20 protein-coding genes are annotated in these 19,777 nt (G+C 72.0%); 13 read left to right on the top strand and 7 right to left on the bottom strand.

What is annotated here, in order from left to right; translation table 11 throughout:
- The first annotated feature begins 11 nt into the window (after positions 1–11).
- A complete protein-coding gene (locus ACIQMX_RS36065) occupies positions 12–809 on the top strand; it encodes a site-2 protease family protein (RefSeq protein ID WP_402484435.1) in 798 nt (265 codons plus the stop codon).
- Between the two features lie 13 nt (positions 810–822).
- On the opposite strand, the gene ACIQMX_RS36060 is transcribed toward ACIQMX_RS36065, so the two are convergent.
- Positions 823–1,005 (bottom strand): hypothetical protein, encoded by a 183-nt coding sequence (locus ACIQMX_RS36060; RefSeq protein WP_363073007.1) that lies wholly within the window; start codon positions 1,003–1,005, stop codon positions 823–825.
- Positions 1,006–1,094: 89 nt separating this feature from the next.
- Entirely contained in the window at positions 1,095–1,805 is a 711-nt protein-coding gene (gene npdG / locus ACIQMX_RS36055; RefSeq protein WP_363073009.1) for an NADPH-dependent F420 reductase, read from the bottom strand.
- A gap of 142 nt (positions 1,806–1,947) precedes the next feature.
- Between npdG and ACIQMX_RS36050 the strand changes: the two genes are divergently transcribed.
- Positions 1,948–2,550: a hypothetical protein gene (locus ACIQMX_RS36050; protein ID WP_402484433.1), complete on the top strand. Its 603-nt coding sequence runs from the start codon at positions 1,948–1,950 to the stop codon at positions 2,548–2,550.
- Positions 2,551–2,629: 79 nt separating this feature from the next.
- On the top strand, positions 2,630–3,940 hold the full coding sequence (locus tag ACIQMX_RS36045) for an MFS transporter (RefSeq protein WP_402484431.1): 1,311 nt from the start codon (positions 2,630–2,632) through the stop codon (positions 3,938–3,940).
- Positions 3,941–3,985: 45 nt separating this feature from the next.
- Here ACIQMX_RS36045 and ACIQMX_RS36040 read toward each other — a convergent pair whose 3' ends face one another.
- Positions 3,986–4,219: a hypothetical protein gene (locus ACIQMX_RS36040; RefSeq protein ID WP_402484429.1), complete on the bottom strand. Its 234-nt coding sequence runs from the start codon at positions 4,217–4,219 to the stop codon at positions 3,986–3,988.
- Between the two features lie 58 nt (positions 4,220–4,277).
- Here ACIQMX_RS36040 and map point away from each other — a divergent pair, with 58 nt between their 5' ends.
- Together map and ACIQMX_RS36030 are read left to right on the top strand one after the other, a co-directional pair.
- A complete protein-coding gene (gene map, locus ACIQMX_RS36035) occupies positions 4,278–5,135 on the top strand; it encodes a type I methionyl aminopeptidase (RefSeq protein WP_402484427.1) in 858 nt (285 codons plus the stop codon).
- A 220-nt stretch (positions 5,136–5,355) separates the two neighbouring features.
- Positions 5,356–6,021 carry a biliverdin-producing heme oxygenase gene (locus ACIQMX_RS36030; RefSeq protein ID WP_363073019.1) on the top strand — a complete coding sequence of 222 codons (666 nt, stop codon included), beginning with the start codon at positions 5,356–5,358 and terminating at the stop codon, positions 6,019–6,021.
- 195 nt (positions 6,022–6,216) lie between these two features.
- Here ACIQMX_RS36030 and ACIQMX_RS36025 read toward each other — a convergent pair whose 3' ends face one another.
- The 3 genes from ACIQMX_RS36025 to ACIQMX_RS36015 form a co-directional block, all read right to left on the bottom strand.
- Positions 6,217–6,891: a PhzF family phenazine biosynthesis protein gene (locus ACIQMX_RS36025; RefSeq protein WP_363073021.1), complete on the bottom strand. Its 675-nt coding sequence runs from the start codon at positions 6,889–6,891 to the stop codon at positions 6,217–6,219.
- A gap of 69 nt (positions 6,892–6,960) precedes the next feature.
- A complete protein-coding gene (locus ACIQMX_RS36020; protein WP_402484424.1) occupies positions 6,961–8,484 on the bottom strand; it encodes an HtaA domain-containing protein in 1,524 nt (507 codons plus the stop codon).
- 88 nt (positions 8,485–8,572) lie between these two features.
- The gene (locus ACIQMX_RS36015) at positions 8,573–9,982 is read right to left on the bottom strand and encodes an HtaA domain-containing protein (RefSeq protein ID WP_402484422.1); all 1,410 of its coding nucleotides are present in this window, start codon (positions 9,980–9,982) and stop codon (positions 8,573–8,575) included.
- A 136-nt stretch (positions 9,983–10,118) separates the two neighbouring features.
- Here ACIQMX_RS36015 and ACIQMX_RS36010 point away from each other — a divergent pair, with 136 nt between their 5' ends.
- The 7 genes from ACIQMX_RS36010 to ACIQMX_RS35980 all read left to right on the top strand — a co-directional run bounded on the left by ACIQMX_RS36010 (position 10,119) and on the right by ACIQMX_RS35980 (position 17,603).
- On the top strand, positions 10,119–11,198 hold the full coding sequence (locus ACIQMX_RS36010; RefSeq protein WP_402484420.1) for a hemin ABC transporter substrate-binding protein: 1,080 nt from the start codon (positions 10,119–10,121) through the stop codon (positions 11,196–11,198).
- The gene (locus ACIQMX_RS36005) at positions 11,195–12,271 is read left to right on the top strand and encodes an iron ABC transporter permease (RefSeq protein ID WP_363073029.1); all 1,077 of its coding nucleotides are present in this window, start codon (positions 11,195–11,197) and stop codon (positions 12,269–12,271) included. The genes ACIQMX_RS36010 and ACIQMX_RS36005 overlap by 4 nt, the downstream gene beginning before the upstream one ends.
- The gene (locus ACIQMX_RS36000) at positions 12,268–13,119 is read left to right on the top strand and encodes a heme ABC transporter ATP-binding protein (protein WP_402484417.1); all 852 of its coding nucleotides are present in this window, start codon (positions 12,268–12,270) and stop codon (positions 13,117–13,119) included. Before ACIQMX_RS36005 ends, ACIQMX_RS36000 begins: the two co-directional genes overlap by 4 nt.
- 179 nt (positions 13,120–13,298) lie before the next feature.
- Entirely contained in the window at positions 13,299–14,435 is a 1,137-nt protein-coding gene (efeO, locus tag ACIQMX_RS35995) for an iron uptake system protein EfeO (RefSeq protein WP_402484415.1), read from the top strand.
- Between the two features lie 23 nt (positions 14,436–14,458).
- Entirely contained in the window at positions 14,459–15,724 is a 1,266-nt protein-coding gene (efeB, locus tag ACIQMX_RS35990) for an iron uptake transporter deferrochelatase/peroxidase subunit (protein WP_363073035.1), read from the top strand.
- A gap of 30 nt (positions 15,725–15,754) precedes the next feature.
- The gene (gene efeU, locus ACIQMX_RS35985; protein WP_363073037.1) at positions 15,755–16,738 is read left to right on the top strand and encodes an iron uptake transporter permease EfeU; all 984 of its coding nucleotides are present in this window, start codon (positions 15,755–15,757) and stop codon (positions 16,736–16,738) included.
- On the top strand, positions 16,671–17,603 hold the full coding sequence (locus ACIQMX_RS35980) for a hypothetical protein (protein ID WP_363073039.1): 933 nt from the start codon (positions 16,671–16,673) through the stop codon (positions 17,601–17,603). Before efeU ends, ACIQMX_RS35980 begins: the two co-directional genes overlap by 68 nt.
- Before the next feature lie 129 nt (positions 17,604–17,732).
- Here ACIQMX_RS35980 and ACIQMX_RS35975 read toward each other — a convergent pair whose 3' ends face one another.
- Positions 17,733–18,479 carry a bifunctional DNA primase/polymerase gene (locus ACIQMX_RS35975; protein ID WP_363073041.1) on the bottom strand — a complete coding sequence of 249 codons (747 nt, stop codon included), beginning with the start codon at positions 18,477–18,479 and terminating at the stop codon, positions 17,733–17,735.
- A 349-nt stretch (positions 18,480–18,828) separates the two neighbouring features.
- On the opposite strand from ACIQMX_RS35975, the gene ddaH reads away from it, so the two are divergent.
- Complete coding sequence (gene ddaH / locus ACIQMX_RS35970; RefSeq protein WP_363073043.1) at positions 18,829–19,698, top strand: dimethylargininase; 870 nt, start codon at positions 18,829–18,831, stop codon at positions 19,696–19,698.
- The last annotated feature ends 79 nt before the right edge of the window (positions 19,699–19,777 follow it).

Here is a 19,777-nt window from a genome sequence, read left to right as displayed (position 1 = left end):
AGGAGCCGCCGATGACCTCCGCAACAGCCCGCAGCGACCGGCGGATCAGCCCGGTCTTCCTCGGTATCGCCGCCGTGACAGCGGTGTCCGGCTGGGCGGTGTGGACGGATTTCGCCGAACAGCCGGGCTTCGCCACGTTCCTGTTCGTCACGGCGGCCTGGGTCGTCTCCCTCTGTCTCCACGAGTACGCGCACGCCCGGACGGCCCTGCACAGCGGTGACATCTCCATCGGGGAGAAGGGCTATCTGACCCTGAACCCCTTGAAGTACACGCATGCCCTGCTGAGCATCGTGCTGCCCGTGCTGTTCGTGATCATGGGTGGGATCGGGCTGCCCGGCGGCGCGGTCTTCATCGAGCGGGGCCGGATCCGGGGCCGCTGGCGGCACAGCCTGATCTCGGCGGCGGGCCCGCTGACGAACGTCCTGTTCGCGCTCGTGTGCACCGCGCCGTTCTGGCTGGACGCGCTGGACGGCGTCCCGGTCGCCTTCCGGTACGCCCTGGGTTTTCTGGCGCTGCTCCAGGTGACGGCCGCGGTCCTGAACTCCCTGCCGGTGCCGGGGCTGGACGGTTACGGGGTGATCGAGCCGTGGCTCTCGCACTCGCTCCGGCGCACGGTGGAGCCGTTCGCTCCGTTCGGGCTGATCGCGGTCTTCGGCCTGCTGTGGGTCCCTGAAGTGAACGCGGCCTTCTTCGACGCGGTCGACGCGATTCTGCGGTCGCTGGGCGTCAGCGAGTTCGAGACGTACTGCGGTCTCGACGCATACCGGTTCTGGCAGACGCCGAATCCGGTCTGTGAGATGGCCGGGTAGGCGTCCCGAGGTCCTAAGCGCCCTGGGCGTCCACGGCGCGCTGCCGGCGTACGTAGTACCAGGCCATGTTGGACGAGAGGCCGACCAGCAGCACCCAGACGATCCCGAGGAGCCAGCTGCCCTGTACGAAGGAGATCACGGCGGCTGCGACGGCGAGGAGGCAGACGGCGACGGCGTAGAGAGCGAGGCGGGGCATGGGGGTGGCTCCTGTCGGGGGATGGTGCGCGGTCCCGTCCAGTGTCCCCCATGCCCCCGGGCACCGGGAGCAGGGTGCGGGGACGCGGCTCAGACGTCGGTGGTGCGCAGCCCGGCGTGTGCCTTGTAGCGGCGGTTGACCGAGATCAGATTGGCGACGAGCGACTCGACCTGGTGGGCGTTGCGGAGCCGGCCCGCGAAGATGCCGCGCATCCCGGGGATCCGGCCGGCCAGTGCCTGGACGAGGTCGGTGTCGGCGCGGGCCTCGCCCAGCACCAGCACATCGGTGTCGATCTCCTCGATCGCCTCGTCCTGGAGCAGGACCGCCGAAAGGTGGTGGAAGGCGGCGGTGACGCGGGACTCCGGCAGCAGGGCGGCGGCCTGCTCGGCGGCGCTGCCCTCCTCGGGCTTCAGCGCGTAGGCGCCCTTCTTGTCGAAGCCGAGCGGGTTGACGCAGTCGATGACGAGCTTGCCGACGAGCTCGCCCTGCAGGGACTCCAGGGTCTTGGCGTGCCCGTCCCACGGCACGGCGACGATCACGACGTCGCTGTCGCGCGCGCAGGCGGCGTTGTCGGCGCCGCGCACACCGTGTCCCAGCTCGTCGGCCGCGGCCTGGGCGCGGTCCGCCGCGCGGGAGCCGATGATCACGGACTGTCCGGCACGGGCGAACCGGTAGGCGAGTCCGCGGCCCTGCGGACCGGTGCCGCCGAGGACGCCGATGGTCAGGCCGGACACGTCGGGGAGGTCCCAGGGGTCCTTGGCGGGGGGCTTGGGTGCGCTGCCGCTGTCATTCGTAGTCATGGCCCCGACACTACTGCCAGGTACGGGGGCGGGACGGTGCGTCCTCGGCCACTGGGACTGCCGTGCGCGCGGGGACTCGTACGGGTGGTCCCGCCGCCGTTCGCCGGTGCGGGGGCCCGGACGTGGTGCATGATGCCGGGCCATGGATGCCGTACGTGTGGCGCTGCTGCGTGAGGTGCTGGCGAAGACCCAGTGGCCGGCGGCGACCCGGCGGTTCGCCGGGACGCTGCGCTCGTCCGTCGTGCCGCACGGCGGGGGGCTGCTGCTGGTGGGGACCGAGGTGTACGAGCCGTGGCACCTGGCGGCCCATCTGGTCGACGAGTCCACCTGGTCCGGGCTGCCCGAGCTGACGCCCACGCTGGTGCGCCACCGCGTGGAGCCGGGCGACCCGGCCCATCTGTCCGTGGGGCTCGGGCGGATCGAGGCGGCCGGGCGGGGCGAGACGCTCCTCGTGGTGGTGCCGGAGCGGCCGGGCGACGGTCTGCTGGAGCGGGTGCACGATGCCCGCCGGGCCGGGGCCACGGTCCTGTCGCTGGACAACGGGGATCCGGAGGTGCGGGGGCTCGCCCACGAGGCGCTGTCCGTGACGGGCGGCGACGATGTGGACCTGGACACGGTCCAGCACCTGGTCAGCGCGGCGGCGGGCGAGAACGGCGCGCCCGTGCAGCGCGGCCGGCTGAGGTTTCGGGACCGGCTGTCCCGGCTGGCCGACCGGCTGACGGCGCCGCCTCCGGCGCGGTGGTGACCGGGAACACCCCCGCACCCGCCGCCCGGCGTGAAATCTGTTTGCACCAGGCACGCACCGGGACGGACCATGTCTCCTCGTGACCTCTCGCACCTCCCTCGCCGCCAGGCTGGCCGCACTGCTTCCCGACCTGTCCCCCTGGCGTTCCTCGGCCGACTTCCGGCTGCTGTGGGTGCAGGGCATCGTCACCTACTTCGGCAGCTTCATGGCCCTGATCGCGCTGCCGCTCCAGATCAAGGACCTCACCGGTTCTCCGCTCGCGGTCGGCGCGATGGGCGCGGTCGAGCTGGTGCCCCTGGTGGTGTTCGGGCTCTACGGCGGTGCGCTCGCCGACGCGGCGGACCGCCGGAAGGTCATCCTGGCCACCGAGGCGGGGCTCGGTCTGCTCGCGCTGGTCCTGCTGGTGAACGCGGCCCTGCCCGATCCGATGCTGTGGCCGCTGTACGTGGTGGCGGGCGGTGTCTCCGCACTGGCCGGGCTCCAGCGGCCCGCGCTGGACTCGCTGATGGCCCGCATCGTGTCGCACGACCAGTTGGGCGCCGCCGCCGCGCTGAACTCGCTGCGCTGGCAGGCCGGCGCGATCATGGGGCCGGCGCTGGCGGGCCTGGTGGTGGCCTATGCCGGGCACGCCGCGGCGTACGGGGTCACCGTGGTCACGTTCGCCGTCTCCGTCGTGCTGTGCCGCAGGCTGGCGCCCGCGCCGCCCGCGGAGCAGGGGACGAAGCCGTCGCTGCGCGGGATCGTGGAGGGGGCGCGCTACGCGTGGAGCCGGCCGGTGCTGCTCGGGACGTACGCGATCGACATGGCGGCGATGTTCTTCGCCTTCCCGAACACGATCTTCCCGTTCCTCGCCGACGAGCTGGACGCCGAGTGGTCGCTGGGGCTGATGTACGCGGCGGGCTCGGTCGGCTCTCTTGTGCTCGGCCTGACCAGCGGCTGGACCTCACGGGTACGGCGGCACGGGCTGTTCGTGGTGTCCGGTGCGGCCGTCTGGGGGCTGGCCATCGCGGCAGCGGGCTGGTTCGGCGACGTATGGCTGGTGCTGGCCTGCCTGACGGTCGCCGGCGCGGGCGACATGCTCAGCGGCCTCGGCCGTTCGACCATCTGGAACCAGACGATCCCGGAGGAGCTGCGGGGCCGGCTCGCGGGCATAGAGGTGCTCTCGTACAGCGTGGGCCCGCAGCTGGGCCAGGTCCGGGCCGGCGGCATGGCCGGGTGGACGGGCACCAGGACCGCGGTCTGGTCCGGGGGCGTCGCCTGTGTCGCCTCGGTGGCGCTGCTGGCGGCGGCCCTGCCGAAGCTCCTGACGTACGACTCGGAGACGGACGAGGACGCCCTGCGCAGGCGGGCGCGGAGCGAGGAGACCCTGAAGGCGGCGCCGACGGGCTGAGCCCGGGGCGGGGACCCCGGGCCCCCGCCCCGGCCGGTTGCGCCCTCAGCCGCCCGCGTTATCGTCCGGGTTCGGCCGGTCGTGCCATTTGGGGTCGGTCTCCCACTCCAGATTCCGCTCCTGCGCGGTCTCCATCGCGCGCTGCGCCTCCTGGCGGGAGGTGTACGGGCCGAAGCGGTCCTTGGCCGGGCACTCGGGGCCCTCCTCGACCTTCTTGTGCTCCAGGCAGTAGAACCACTCGCCCGGCTTGCCGACCGTGCGCTTCTTGAACAGGGCCATCACGAGCTCCTTTCGTCTGTGCCATGCTGCCCCAGCCGCGCTGGTTAGACTCGCTGGCATGTCTGGCCAGTCGCTGCTTGTACCAGGGGAGCTCACTCCCGTCCGTTCCGTGCCCGGAAACATCCGGCGCCCCGAGTATGTGGGCAAGCCGGCCCCGACGCCGTACAGCGGCCCGGAGGTCCAGGACGCCGACACCGTCGAGCGCATGCGCATCGCGGGGCGCATCGCCGCACAGGCGATGGGTGAGGCGGCGAAGCGTATCGCCCCGGGCGTCACGACGGACGAACTCGACCGGGTCGCCCATGAGTTCATGTGCGACCACGGCGCGTACCCGTCGACGCTGGGGTACCGGGGATTCCCCAAGTCGCTCTGCACCTCGCTCAACGAGGTGATCTGCCACGGCATCCCGGACTCCACGGTGCTGCGCGACGGCGACATCGTGAACCTCGACGTGACCGCGTACATCAACGGGGTGCACGGCGACAACAACGCCACCTACCTCTGCGGCGACGTGGACGAGGAGTCGCGGCTGCTCGTGGAGCGCACGGAGGAGTCGCTGCGGCGGGCGATCAAGGCAGTGCGGCCGGGCCGCCAGATCAACGTGATCGGCCGGGTCATCGAGTCGTACGCGAAGCGCTTCGGGTACGGGGTGGTGCGGGACTTCACGGGGCACGGGATCAACTCCTCGTTCCACTCCGGGCTGATCATTCCGCACTACGACAGCCCGCACGCCACCACCGTGATGCAGCCCGGAATGACGTTCACGATCGAGCCGATGCTGACGCTCGGGTCCCACGACTACGACATGTGGGACGACGGCTGGACCGTGGTCACGAAGGACCGCAGGCGCACCGCGCAGTTCGAGCACACGCTCGTGGTGACGGAGACGGGCGCGGAGATCCTGACGCTCCCTTAGCCCCGCTGCCCGCCACGTCGCCCGACGGCCGCCCCTCGTGGGCGGCCGTTCCCGTTTCCCCTGCCCCCATTTACCGACAGGGCGTCGGGAAACAGTTGACTTAGGTAAGCCTAAGTAGGAAGATCGACGCATCGGCAGACGCCGGGGCGAGCAGCCTCGGCAGGCCGATATTTCCGTCTCTTTCTGGACTTCCCGTCCCCTCGGTCCCCGGAGGCCCGCCTTGGACGCAACCGTCACCGCCACGCCCTTCTCGACGCTGATCCGCACCGCGTCGCACGAGCAGCACACCGAGGCCGAGACCTCGACCTTCATGAGCGATCTGCTCGGCGGGCGCCTCGGGGTGGACGCGTACACGCGCTACACCGAGCAGCTGTGGTTCGTGTACCGGGCACTGGAGGACGGTGCGCAGGCGCTGGCCGGCGACCCGGTCGCCGGGCCGTTCATCCAGCCCGAGCTGATGCGCACCGCCGAGCTGGAGCGGGATCTGGCCCATCTGCGGGGTGCGGACTGGCGTGAGGGCCTGGAGCCGCTCCCGGCCACGGCCGCGTACGCCGCACGGGTCGCCGAGTGCGCCCGCACCTGGCCCGCCGGGTACATCGCCCACCACTACACGCGCTACCTGGGCGACCTGTCGGGCGGTCAGATCATCCGCGACAAGGCGGAGAGGACATGGGGCTTCGCGCGCAGGGGTGACGGCGTGCGGTTCTACGTCTTCGAGGAGATAGCCAACCCGGCCGCCTTCAAGCGGGGTTACCGGGAGCTGCTGGACGCGGTGAACGCGGACGACCTGGAGAAGCAGCGGATCGTGGACGAGTGCAAGCGCGCGTTCGCGCTGAACACCGCGGTGTTCCGGGAGCTGGGTGAGGTGTTCCCGCTCAGCGCGTAGGACCTGATCCGGACGCCAGGTCCTGGATCGGGCGGGAGGCGGCGGGGTGCCTGGGCTCGGGTGCCCCGCCGCCTCTTCATGTCCTCGATTGCCGGAGGGATCGGCTGTTCCGCTGCGGGACAGGTTTGTTCCGCGCTGCGGGACCGGTTGTGCCGCTGCGGGACTGGTTGTGCCGCTGCGGGCTCGAACGCGCTGCTATAGGGCCGCTTGCGCCAGCATGACCCGGCCGCCGATCTCCAACGTGCCGTCCGGGGCCGGGGCCGTGAGGAGCTGGGAGCCGCGACCCTGCCTGATGTTCAGGGCGCGGCCCAGCTGTGCGCTGAGCAGCAGTGCGGCCGCCCCCGTCGCCTCGTCCTCCACGATCCCGTCGTCCCTGCGCGGAAACGCCCGCGCCCGCACCCGGCCCGCGGCCTCGTCCTCCCACGCCCAGGCGTAGAGCCAGCCCTCTCCGGGCGGCGGGGCCGGCAGCGCGTCGACCTCGGCGACCGAGGCGTACTGCTGAAGCGTGCGCGGCGGCGCCCACTCGGGGCGGGCGGTGATCCAGCTGAACTCCCCGTCCTGGCGGGCGAAGACCTCCCCCACACCCAGTTCCAGGACCCCCAGGTCGAGCAGCCAGGCGGCGCCGACCACGGGGTGCCCGGCGAACGGCAGCCGGAGACCCGGTGTGTAGATGTCCAGATGGCCGCGCTCGGGGTCGTCCACGAACACGGTCTCGCTGAAGCCGAGCTTCCGGGCGAGTTCCTGCCGGGACACCTCGTCGGGGTGGTCGCGTCCATCGCGTACGACACCGAGCGCGTTGCCGTGCCGGCCGTCGGGGCCGCAGAACACGTGCAGGACGTCGATGCCGGCGGGTACGTCGTAGTCATTCACACGCGCATTCAAGCACCCGCCCGGGCACCCGCCCCGCGAGAGGCCGGTACCCGGGCGGTGCGCCGGCGATCAGGCGGTACGGCGACGGCGGGCCACGACGACCGCGCCCGCTCCGGCCGCGACGATGACGCCCGAGGCGGCGAACAGGGCGCCGGCCGGGAGGTCGGAGCCGGTGGAGGCCAGGGCGCCCGCACCGCCGACGGTACCGGCGCCGCCCACGGTGCCGGCCGCGGACGAGCCGCCCGTGGTGGACGAGCCGCCCGTGGACGGGAGTTCGGCGTCCTTGTCGAGGGCCACCGCGACCGTCAGCGCGTCGAGCTGCGCGCCCGCCTCGTACATCCCGCCGAAGGCCTTGGTGCCGGCGGCGGTCAGGGTGGCCGGCACGGCGGAGAGGGTCAGCACGCCGTCCTTGGCGGTGAGTCCGCCCGCGGGCAGCCGTAGGTCGGCGACGGCCAGACCGCTGTAGGTGGTGACCTTCTTCGTCCCACGGTCCTTGGTGGACACGTCGGCGACGAGCTTGCCGCTGGTCCCGTCCGCCTGGATCCGCAGGTTGGTCAGGGACAGGTCCAGGGTGTACGCGCCGTTCTCCTCGTGGCCCAGGAAGCGGACCTTGCCGTCGAAGGCGGCGCTGAGGGTCTGCTTCGCGGCGTCGAAGCGGCCGGTGGCGTCGGGGAAGCGGTAGCCGCTGCCCGTCGCGGTGGCACCGGCGGTCGTCTCGACCTTGCCGTGGGCGATGGGGCCCGTGACGTACGAGCGGAAGGAGGCCTTCACGCCCCAGTTCAGGGTGCCGTCGACGATCGCGCCCGGGTCGGCGGCCGGCTTGTCGGTGACCGTGGTGGTCGGGGACGGCTTCGGCGCCGACTCCGTCGGCTTCGTCGTGGGCTTGGCCGTCGGCTTCTCGGTGGGCTTCTCCGTCGGCTTCTCGGTCGGCTTCTCAGTGGGCTTCTCGGTGGGCTTCTCGGTCGGGGTGGCGACCGCCTTCACGGTCAGCGTGGCGGGGTCGAGTATCTCCCCTTCCTTGTACTGGCCGTTGAAGGCCTCGGAGCCCGCCTTCGTCAGCTTGGCGGGGATGTCCTTGAAGACCATCGCCCCGCCCGCGCCCTGCCCCGGCCGGACGGCCGACAGGTCGAGGTCGGCCACCGCCACGTCGTTCGCGGTACCGGCCGGGGTCGCCACGTCGGCGGTGATCGCGCCGCCCGTGCCGGCCGTGGAGAGCTTGACGTCCGAGAGCGTGATGTCCAGGACGCCGCCGTGCGCGAAGAAGTTGACGCCTCCCTCGAAGGCGGTGTCGGTGCCGTGCGTGGTCATGTCGTACGTGCCCTTGCCGTTGACAAAGGTGAACGCACCGTTGCCCGCGGCCTGGGTCGCGCCGTCCTTGACCGTGATCTTTCCGGCGCCGCCGATGTACCTGCGGAAGGACTCCTTGAAGCCCCAGTCCAGCGTGCCGTCCTTCAGCTCCATCGCGGGAGCGGCCGCGGTGGCGCTCGGTGCGGTCCGTTCGGCCGCGAGCGCCGGAAGAGCGAAGGCGGCGCCCAGGGCGGCGGCCGTGGCGACGGCTGCGGCAAGGACTACGGGGCGGCGGGTTGCTGCCATGGTCGGGGGTCTCCTCAGGGGATGTGCGGGATCAGCGGGGGTGGGGAAGGGGGGTGGGGAAGGGAGGTGGGGAAAGGGATGCGGGGGGTCAGGAGGGGGTGCCCGGCGCGGGGCGGTTGCGGCGTACGAGAACGAGCACGCCGGCCCCGGCCGCGGCGAGTACGCCGACGCCGCCGAGAACCAGGAACAGCCCCGTACGGGAGTCCTCGTCCGCCACGGGGGCAGCGGGGGCGGAGGCCTTCGACGCGGGGGCGCCGGAGGGCTGCGCCGAGGGCGCGGCCTCGCTGCCCAGGTCGGGGAGCGCGGGCAGCTTCGCCGCCGCGTCGACGGCCACGGCGAGCGAGACCGGGTCCATTGCGGTACCCGCCGTGTACAGGGAGCCGAAAGCCTTGGCGCCGTCGGCGGTCAGGGTGGCGGGGGCTTCCGTGAGGACCGCCAGGCCGTCCTTCGGGGCGAAGTCCTTCGCCGTGAACGTGACCAGGGGAACGGCCTTGCGGGTGGCGCCGTCGCCGCGGACATCGGCGCGGAGCGTGCCCTTGCCCGCGTCCAGCCGTACCGCGAACCGGGAGAGCGTCAGATCCAGGCCGCCGGACCCGGTGAAGCGGACGCTGCCCGCGAAGTCCGCCGCCAGGGACCGCTTCTCCGGGTCGTACGTGCCCGTGCCCTTCGGGAAGCGGAAGAGCGCCCCGCCGTCCTGCGCGCCCCCGGCCAGGGTCCACTTCCCCTGGCCGATCGACCCGGTGACGTACTCACGGAAGGTGCGGCGCACGCCCCAGTCGACGGCTGCGTCCTCGAAGCGGCCGGGCGTGACCTTCGGTTTCGCGCTGCTCGCCGGCTTCTCGGGCGTCTTCGACGCGGCGGGCCTGCCCGCGGGGGCCGAGGTGTCGACGGAGAGGCTGACCGGGTCCAGCGGGGTGCCGGCGGTGTAGTAGCCGGCGAAGGCCTTGGCGCCCTGTGCGGTGAGCGTCGCCGGGATGTTGTCGAGGGCGACGGGGGTGGTGCCGCCCGTCATGTCGATCCCGGAGAGGCCGAGCGTGGCCAGCGGGACCTGCGCGGCGGAGGTGACCCGGCCGCTGCTCCGGTCCTTGCTGACCATGTCCGCGTACACCGTGCCGCCGCCGCCCTGGATCCGGACCGTGGGGCGGCTGATGGTGAGGTCGAGTTCGTAGGAGCCGTCGGACTTCCGGTGGCCGGTGAAGTGGACGCCGCCCGAGAAGCCGGCCCGGAACGCACCGCCCGCCGGGTCGTAGGAACCGGTCGCGGAGTGGAAGCGGAACTGACTGCCGCCGACCGTTGCCGCGCCGCCGGTCAGGCCCCAACTTCCCTGGGCGATCGGGCCGGTGACGTAACTCTGGAAGGAGGACTTGATGCCCCAGTCCAGCCGTCCGCCCCGCACCGTGCGGTCCGCCGCACTGGCGGACGTGGCCGGGAGCAGCGCTGCCGGCAGTACCGCGAGAAGCGCGACGGCAAGCGCGCGGGCAGGTCTGAACGAGGACATGAGGACCCCTCCGAGGTCTGGAAACTGAGGTAAGGCTAACCTAAGCTATGGACATCCCGTGCCGGTACCCCCTTCCGTCACATTGCTCGCAATCCCTTACCAACTGCACGCCGCAGAACGACAGGACGGTGCCCCAGTGCGCTTCCATCAGGACTTCGCCCCGCCGGGACGGAGCGCCGCACGACCGGGGCGCAGGCGCACCGGCGTCACCACGGCCGTCATCGCCCTGGCGGCAGCCCTGGCGCTGACGGGCTGCGGCGGTACGGGGACTCCCGCGGCGAAGGCCGCGGGTGCCGGGGCCTCCACGGCACCGGAGGCGGACCGGATCGAACCGCTGACCACGACACCGGCACCGCGGCTGCCCGTCACCGTCACCTCGGCGGACGGCGAGCGGACCACGGTCACCTCGGCGGACCGGATCGTGCCGCTGACCGGCGGCCTGAGCGAGATCGTCTTCACCCTCGGCCTCGGCAGGCAGGTCGTGGCCCGCGACATCACCACCACCTTCGAACAGGCCGCGGAGCTGCCCGTGGTGACCCGGGCCCACGACGTCTCGGCGGAGAGCGTCCTGTCCCTGAGGCCCACCCTCGTCCTCGCCGAGACCACGACGGGTCCGGCCGAGGCCATCGGCCAGATCCGCGACGCCGGGATTCCGCTCGTCGTCGTCGAGCCCGCCAAGGAGCTCGCCGACGTGGGCCGCCGGATCGGAACGGTGGCCGCCGCCCTCGGCGTACCGGGCTCCGGCGACGAACTCGACAAGCGCACCCAGGACCGCATCGACGCGGTCCGCGAGTCGATACCCGCACCGGCCGACGGGGCGGAGAAGCCCCGGGTCGCCTTCCTCTATCTGCGCGGCTCCGCCTCCGTCTACCTGCTGGGCGGCCGGGAATCCGGGGCGAGTTCACTGCTGGAGGCGGCGGGTGCCGTCGACGCGGGCAAGGCGTCCGGGCTGAAGAAGGACTTCACCGCGATCACCAGCGAGGCCCTGGCCAAGGCGGCGCCCGACGCGATCCTCGTGATGGCGAAGGGGCTCGACTCGGTCGGCGGCGTCGACGGGCTGGTGAAGATCCCGGGCGTCGCCGAGACCCCTGCGGGCCTGGACCGGCGGATCGTCTCGATCGATGACGGGATGCTGCTGAACTACGGGCCGCGCACGGACCGGGTGCTGAGCGAACTGATCGCCCAGCTCCACCCCGAGGGCGGTACGGCCCGGTGACCACCACGCACGAGGCGTCCGCCCGGCCGGCGGTCCGCCGCACCCGCCGCTCCACGGCCGCCACCCTGACCGCCGGGCTGCTCGCCGCCCTGCTCCTGTGCTGCCTGCTGTCCGCCGGACTCGGCGCGTACGGCATCCCGCTCGGCGATGTCCTCGCCTCCGCCCAGCACCGGATCGGCCTCGGCGGTCACGCCCTGGACCGGGTCGGCGAGAGCGTCCTGTGGAACGTACGGCTGCCGAGGGTCGTCCTCGCGCTGCTGGTCGGCGCCTCGCTCGGCTGTGCGGGGGCCCTGATGCAGGGCGTGTTCGGCAATCCGCTCGCCGAGCCGGGCGTCATCGGGATCTCCGCGGGGGCGGCGGTCGGCGCGGTCGCCTCGATCGCGCTCGGGCTGAGCTTCTTCGGCAACTGGACCATCACCGTCTGCGCGTTCGTCGCCGGTCTGCTGACCGTGCTGCTGGTGTACGCGCTGTCGCGGTCGGGCGGCCGGACGGAGGTGGTGACGCTGATCCTCACGGGCATCGCCGTGAACGCCTTCGCGGGCGCGCTGATCGGTCTGTTCATCTTCTTCGCCGACAACGCGCAGATCACCCAGATCACCTTCTGGCAGCTCGGGTCCCTGGCCCAGGCCACCTGGCCGAAGGTGCTGGCCGTACTGCCCTGCGCGGTGCTCGGCCTCGTCCTCGCACCCTTCTACGCCCGCAAGCTGGACCTGCTGGCGCTCGGCGAGCGGCCCGCCCGGCACCTCGGTGTCGATGTCGAGCGGCTCCGCATGGTGCTGGTGCTCGTCGTGGCGCTGCTGACCGCGGCCGCGGTGGCGGTCGCCGGGATCATCTCGTTCGTCGGGCTGCTGGTGCCGCACCTGCTGCGGATGGCGAACGGCCCCGGGCACCGCTTCCTCGTACCCGGCAGCGCGCTCGGCGGCGCGCTGGTGCTGGTCGCGGGCGACCTCGCGGCCCGTACCGTCGCCGATCCGGCCGAGCTGCCGCTCGGTGTACTGACCGCGCTGTTCGGCAGCCCGTTCTTCTTCTGGCTGCTGCGCAGGACCCGTCGCAAGCAAGGTGGTTGGGCATGAGGACGCTGCGGAACCTCTTCACGGCACGGGGCCGGCAGCTGCCCGCGCCCGTCTCGCCGGGCGACCCGGTCGCCGAGGCCCGCGGGCTGCGGGTGCGCCTGGGCGGGCGGGCGGTGCTCGACTCCGTCGACCTGACGGCGCACGCGGGCGAGGTGCTGGCGCTGGTCGGGCCGAACGGGGCCGGCAAGTCGACGCTGCTGGCCGCGCTCGCCGCGGACCTGCCGCCCGAGGACGGCGAGGTACGGATCGACGGGCGGCCGGCCACCGCATGGTCCGCGCCCGAACTGGCGCTGCGCCGGGCCGTGCTGCCGCAGTCCGCGGCGCTGTCCTTCCCGTTCCCGGTCGAGGACGTCGTACGGATGGGGCGGGCGCCCTGGGCCGGGACGGACCGGGCGGACGAGGACGATCCGGCGGTCCGTGCCGCGATGGCGGCCACCGAGGTGACCGGGTTCGCCGCCCGTCCCTTCTCCGCGCTGTCGGGCGGCGAGCGGGCCAGGGTGGCACTGGCCCGGGTGCTGGCGCAGCGCGCCCCGCTGCTGCTGCTCGACGAGCCGACCGCCGCGCTGGACCTGCGCCACCAGGAACTGGTGCTGCGGGTCTGCCGGGAGCGGGCCGCAGCCGGGGACGCCGTCGTCGTGGTGCTGCACGATCTGGGCCTCGCGGCCGCGTACGCGGACCGGGCCGCCGTACTGCATGACGGGCGGATCGCGGTGGCCGGCCCGCCGGGCGAGGTGTTCACGAGTGCGTTGCTCAGCGGGGTCTACCGGCAGCCGGTCGAGGTGTTCCCGCATCCGCGGACCGGGGTGCCCCTCGTCGTTCCGGAAAGGGCTTCCTTGACCACTGCTTGACCTGTCAGGGGTTCGCTCATGGGTCGGCTGTGATGCTTCCGTTCCTGTGCGTCTCCAGTGAGAGCTGAATCACTGCACGGGTGGGTATCGGTCAGGTAAGCCTCGGTTAAGTTAGGTCCGCCTCACCCACCTTTGTCCGGCCCTTCCGTCCTCTTCCTACGTCCCCAAGTGGAGCCCCCATGCGAGCCGTTCGTCTCTCCGTCGTCACCGCTGCCGCCACCGTGGCAGCCCTGACCGCCGTCACGGGCTGCGCCGAGAAGAGCGACGGCAAGGGCGAGGGTGCGGTCCAGGTCGTCGCCAAGGACGACTCCTGCGACGTCTCGAAGACGAAGCTGCCGGCCGGGCACGTCGAGCTGGCCGTGGAGAACAAGGGTTCCAAGGTCACCGAGGTCTACGTCCTGTTCCCCGACGACCGCATCGTCGCCGAGCGCGAGAACATCGGCCCGGGCACCAAGGCCACCATCACCGCCGAGATCAAGGCCGGTTCGTACGAGATCGCCTGCAAGCCCGGCATGAAGGGCCACGGCATCCGGCAGAAGATCGACGTCAGCGGCGGCAAGACGGCCAAGCGCAGCCCGGAGATGGACCGGGCCGTCGCCGCGTACCGCACCTACGTCCAGGCACAGGCCGACGAGACGCTGCCGAAGGTCAAGGTCTTCACGGACGCCGTCGCCGCCGGTGACATCGAGGCCGCGAAGAAGGCGTACGCCGACTCCCGTATCGGCTGGGAGCGCACCGAGCCGGTCGCCGAGTCGTTCGGCGACATCGACCCGAAGGTCGACGTCCGCGAGGACGGCCTGGAGGACGGCCAGAAGTGGACCGGCTGGCACCGCCTGGAGAAGGCGCTGTGGCAGGACAAGAAGCTGGGCGCCGAGGAGAAGGCCCTCGCGCCGGTCCTCCACAAGGACCTGCTCGACTGGCAGAAGCGCGTCGGCACGGCGGAGATCACCCCGACCTCGATGGCCAACGGCGCCAAGGAGCTCCTCGACGAGGTCGCGACCGGCAAGGTCACCGGCGAGGAGGAGCGCTACAGCCACACCGACCTGGTCGACTTCAAGGCCAACGTCGAGGGCGCGGAGAAGTCCTACCAGCTGCTGAAGGCGATCGCCGCGAAGAACGACGCGGCCCTGACCTCCACCCTGGACAAGCGGTTCGCTGCGCTGAACACGCTGCTGGACAAGTACCGCACCGACAAGAGCTCCTACGTGTTCACCTCGTACGAGAAGGTCGGCAAGGCGGACCGCAAGGAGCTCTCGGACGCGGTCAACGCGCTGGCCGAGCCGCTCTCGCGGCTCGCCGCCGCGGTGACGAAGTAACCGGCCGGAAAGAGGTGGCGGACATGGCCGAGCAGGCCGGGGAGAACCAGCAGGCGGCCGCGGGCACCCCCTCGCGGCGCGCTCTGCTCGGCTGGGGCGGCGCCGGGCTGGCGCTCGGCGCGGCCGTGGCGGGCGGCACCGTGGCCGCCGTGCGTTCCGGGGACACCGCCGTCACGGCCGCCGACAGCGGTGCGGCGGTGCCGTTCCACGGCGCGCATCAGGCCGGGATCGCCACGGCGGTCCAGGACCGGCTGCACTTCGCCGCGTTCGACGTGACGACCGAGGACCGGGCGGAACTGGTCGCGCTGCTCAAGGAGTGGACGCGGGCGGCCGAGCGGATGACGGCCGGTCACGCGGTCGGCGACGGCGCCTACGGGGGTCCGGCCGAGGCGCCGCCGGACGACACCGGCGAGGCCCTGGGGCTCAAGCCGTCCCGGCTGACGCTGACGATCGGCTTCGGCCCCTCGCTCTTCGCCAAGGGGCGGTTCGGCCTGGAGGACCGGCGCCCGGACGCGCTCGTGGATCTGCCGAAGTTCCCGGGCGACAACCTCGACCGGGCGCGCAGCGGCGGCGACCTGTGCGTCCAGGCCTGTGCGGACGACCCGCAGGTGGCGGTGCACGCCATCCGCAACCTCGCCAGGATCGGCATGGGCCGCACCGCGATCCGCTGGTCGCAGCTGGGTTTCGGCAAGACCTCCTCGACGACACCGGACGCCCAGACCCCGCGCAACATGATGGGGTTCAAGGACGGCACCCGGAACATCTCCGGCACCGACACCGCCGCCCTCGACGCACACGTGTGGGTCGGCCGGAAGGACAACGCCGGCTGGATGACCGGGGGTTCGTACCTCGTGGCCCGGCGCATCCGGATGCACATCGAGACGTGGGACCGGACCGGGCTGCAGGAGCAGGAGGACGTGTTCGGCCGCGACAAGGGCGAGGGCGCACCGGTCGGCAAGGCGAAGGAGCGCGACGAGCCGTTCCTGAAGGCGATGCTGCCGACGGCCCACGTGCGGCTGGCGCACCCCGACACCAACGACGGGGCGACGATCCTGCGGCGCGGCTACTCCTTCACCGACGGCACGGACGGCCTGGGCCGGCTCGACGCCGGGCTGTTCTTCCTCGCCTACCAGCGCGACACCCGCACGGCGTTCGTCCCGCTGCAGCGGCGCCTGGCGGCACACGACGCACTCAACGAGTACATCCAGCACGTGGGTTCGGCGCACTTCGCCGTCCCGCCGGGCGTCCGCGACAAGGACGACTGGTGGGGCCGGGCGCTGTTCTCGTAACGGGACTCGAAGCGGAAAGGGAACCGAAACGTGTTCAGCAACTTCCTGATCGGCCTGCGCGAAGGCCTTGAGGCCAGCCTGGTCGTCTGCATTCTCATCGCGTACCTGGTGAAGACCGGCAACCGGCACAAGCTGCTGCCGATCTGGATCGGTGTCGCCATCGCCGTCGTCGTCAGCCTGGCCTTCGGCGCCGGTCTCGAATTCGGATCGCAGGAGATGACGTTCAAGGCCCAGGAGGCGCTGGGCGGTTCGCTGTCCATTGTCTCGGTCGGCCTGGTCACCTGGATGGTCTTCTGGATGCGCCGCACCGCGCGCCACCTGAAGTCGGAGCTGCACGGAAAGCTCGACGCGGCGCTCGCGATGGGCACCGGCGCCCTGGTCGCCACGGCGCTGCTCGCGGTGGGTCGTGAGGGCCTGGAGACCTCGCTGTTCGTGTGGCGCGCGGTGCACGCGGCGGACGACGGCTGGCATCCGATGATCGGCGCGGTGCTGGGCATCGCCACGGCTGTCGTGCTCGGGTGGCTGTTCTACCGGGGCGCGTTGAGGATCAATCTGGCGAAGTTCTTCACCTGGACGGGCGGCATGCTGGTGGTCGTCGCGGCGGGTGTGCTCGCGTACGGCGTCCACGACCTGCAGGAGGCCGAGTTCCTCGGCGGGCTGCGGAACCGGGCGTTCGACATCAGCACCACGATCCCGCCGGACAGCTGGTACGGCACGCTGCTGAAGGGCACGTTCAACTTCCAGCCCGATCCGACCGTGCTCCAGATCACGGTGTGGGCGCTGTATCTGATCCCCACACTCGCGCTGTTCCTCTCCCCGGTAGGGTTCGGACGGTCAGAGGCCCCCGCAGCGGGTGCGACGGATCAGAAGGCGCGGAAAGCAACGGATGAGAAGCCTGAGGCCGGTTCGGCTGGCGACGGGGCTCGCGACAGCGACGGTGCTGAGCATGACGGCGAGCGGGTGCGTGACGGTGCACGGCGAGCTGGAAGTCGTCCGGGCGGCGACGCGGTCTGAAGCCGCGCAGGCGCTGGCCGACTTCACCGCCGCGTACAACGCGGCGGACAAGGCCTACGACCCCGCACAGGACGCGGACCGGGTCACCGGTGCGCTCGGCGCGATCAACCAGGCGGGTCTGCGGGCCCGGCAGAAGAACAACCCCGGCGGCAACGCGAACCACCGGCCGCTGGAGTTGACGGACGCGCACTACATCATCCCGAAGAAGGCCGGCTGGCCGAGGTGGTTCGTCGCGGACACCGACTCCAACCGTGATCAGGACAGCGGGAAGCAGGACACCCGCTGGCTGTTCGTCTTCGTCAGGTCCGGGCCGGAAGCGGGGTGGAAGGCCGCCTATCTGGCGGTCGTCACCCCGTCCCAGCTCCCCGACTTCGCGAAGGACGGCGATGGATGGGCCGACCCGGTGGCGGCGGACAGTACCGCACTGGCGGTGGCGCCGAAGGACCTGGGCGCGCAGTACAGCGGGTACCTGCAGAACGGCACGCCGGACGTGTTCGCCCCGGGTGCGGCCACCTCGGTCTGGCGCACCTCACGCCTGAACACCCGGCGGGCCGGATTCTCGTACCAGTACATCGATCAGCCGCTGAACAGCGGGACGTTCGCGCCGGTCGGCCTGGAGACGGCCGACGGCGGTGCGCTGGTCTTCTTCAGCAGCAAGCACTTCGAGCGGCAGACCGCGGCGCAGGGACTGCGTCCGACGGTGTCCCCGGACGTCGCGGCGCTGATGACCGGCGAGGTGCGGAGCACGCTCACGAAGGAGCGGGTCTCCGGCCAGCTGGTGTACGTCCCGAAGAAGGGTGCCGGAACCGGCAAGGTGATCGTGCTGAACCGGGTGCCGGGGCTGACGTCGGCGAAGGGTTCCTAAGGCTCTGCCCCCGAGGGCGTGTCCGCCACGTACCCTCGTCCGCCCGCGCGACCGGACGGGACTCCGCGGGCACGACCCGGGCCGCGTCGAGCGGTCCTGGGGCTTTCGCGTCGCCCCAGGCCCCTTCTCCTACCGGCCCATCGGCCAGGCCACCGACTCGTGATCGACGTCGCTCTGCTCCGCGGATCCCACGAACCGGGCGCACGCGTCCGTCAGCGTCTCCAGCAGGGTCAGCGGGTCCGGCAGCGGATTCTCCGGCCCCCGCACCCAGCGGACGTCCAGCTCACCGGGGAGCATGGCCGGCGGCAGCAGCACATAGCTGCCCCGGCAGTGCCACCGCAGTCCGGGGTGCTCGTCCATCGTCTCGGGGTGGCTGTCCAGCTCGCACGGCCACCACTCGTCCTCGTCCTCCGGCGTCCCGCGCGTCGCGGTGAAGAAGAGCATCCGGTCGTCGCCGGACCGGGCCACGGGGCCCACGTCGATGCCGGCGGCGAGCAGCCGTTCCAGCGCCTGCGTACCGGCCGACAGCGGAACGTCGAGAACGTCGTGGATCATGCCGGTCGCGGTGATGAAGTTGGCCTGCGGCTGGCTGAGCGCCCAGCGCTCGATCTGGGCGCGGTCGGTCGTGGACTGGGTCTGCCAGGCGAAGGAGACCGGGTGCCGGGCGGGGGTGGGGCAGCCGACGCGTTCGCACGAACATCGGTAGCCGACCGGATGGGCGGCGGGCGCGATCGGCATCCCGGCCTCGGCGACGGCCAGGAGCAGCGCCACCCGTGCGCTGCCGTCGGCATCGCCCTGCTGCGCTTTGGGCCGACGGCGCAGCCAGTGGGAAAACCTGCTCTCTGAGCCGCGAGCACGGCTGAAATCGGCGCCCATCTATCCCCTTACCTCAAGCGTTGCCCCTGCCCATGGTCCCACCATCCTGCGCTCCGGGTGGCCAGAGTCCTGAAGCGGGGTACGCCGACTGACGCGCCGCAGTGCCCGATATCATGCTGATTGTCATGAAATGGCAGATGAATTTCAGGTGATCGGAGGCCCGGAACGGGGTGCCCGCCACCCCCGACATGGACGAGTCGGTCACACGTCACACAGCTGTACGGAACCACCCGATCGGTCCACTGTGCCGACGGCCCGGGACGGCGCACCATGGGCTCACGCACACACCCGTGCGACGCACCGGCCGCGCGGCCACCAATGCCGCCGCGACGTTCGTGAGGAGCCCCCGTTGCCCACTCGTCACCCGACCTCCACCCCTCACGGAGGCGCTTCGCGCCGCCCCTGCAGCCGTCGGGCCACACCCCGCCGCTACCTGATGTGCGCCCCGGCCCACTTCAGGGTGACGTACTCCATCAACCCGTGGATGGACCCCACCAAGCCCGTCGACCTCCCCCTGGCGCAGACCCAGTGGGAGGACCTGCTGGCCCGCTACCGCGCCCTCGGCCACACCGTGGAGCTGCTCACGCCCGACCCGGACCTGCCGGACATGGTCTTCGCCGCCAACGGGGCGACCGTCATCGACGGCCGGGTGCTGGGGGCCCGGTTCGCGTACCGGGAACGGTTCCCGGAGGCGGCCGCCCACCGCGACTGGTTCCGCGGCCACGGCTTCACCGAGATCCACGACCCCGTCCACATCAACGAGGGCGAGGGCGACTTCGCGGTGACCTCCTCGTACGTCCTGGCGGGGCGCGGCTTCCGGTCCAGTCCGCTCTCGCACGGCGAGGCGCAGGAGTTCTTCGGGCGACCCGTGATCGGCCTCGACCTGGTCGACCCGCGCTACTACCACCTGGACACGGCGCTGAGCGTCCTCGACGACGCGGCCGACGAGATCATGTACTACCCGGACGCCTTCTCACCGGGCAGCCGGGCCGTGCTGGCACGGCTCTTCCCGGACGCGCTGATCGCCGGCGAGGCGGATGCCGCCGCTCTCGGGCTGAACGCGGTGAGCGACGGGCTCCACGTCGTGCTGCCGCAGGCCGCCACGGGCCTGTTCGACCCGCTGCGCGACCGCGGCTTCGAACCGGTGCCGATGGACCTGGGCGAGCTGCTCAAGGGCGGCGGCAGCGTGAAGTGCTGCACCCAGGAGCTGCGGGCGTAGCGGCGGTCCCCGGGGGCTGCGACTGTCCCGCGCCCTCCGGGGGCCACGGCCGGCCCCCGTCCCCCGGGGGCTACGACTA

The sequence above is a fragment of the Streptomyces sp. NPDC091416 genome (genome assembly GCF_044756845.1).
Classification (GTDB): domain Bacteria; phylum Actinomycetota; class Actinomycetes; order Streptomycetales; family Streptomycetaceae; genus Streptomyces.
This window is presented reverse-complemented; position numbering and strand designations above follow the sequence as displayed.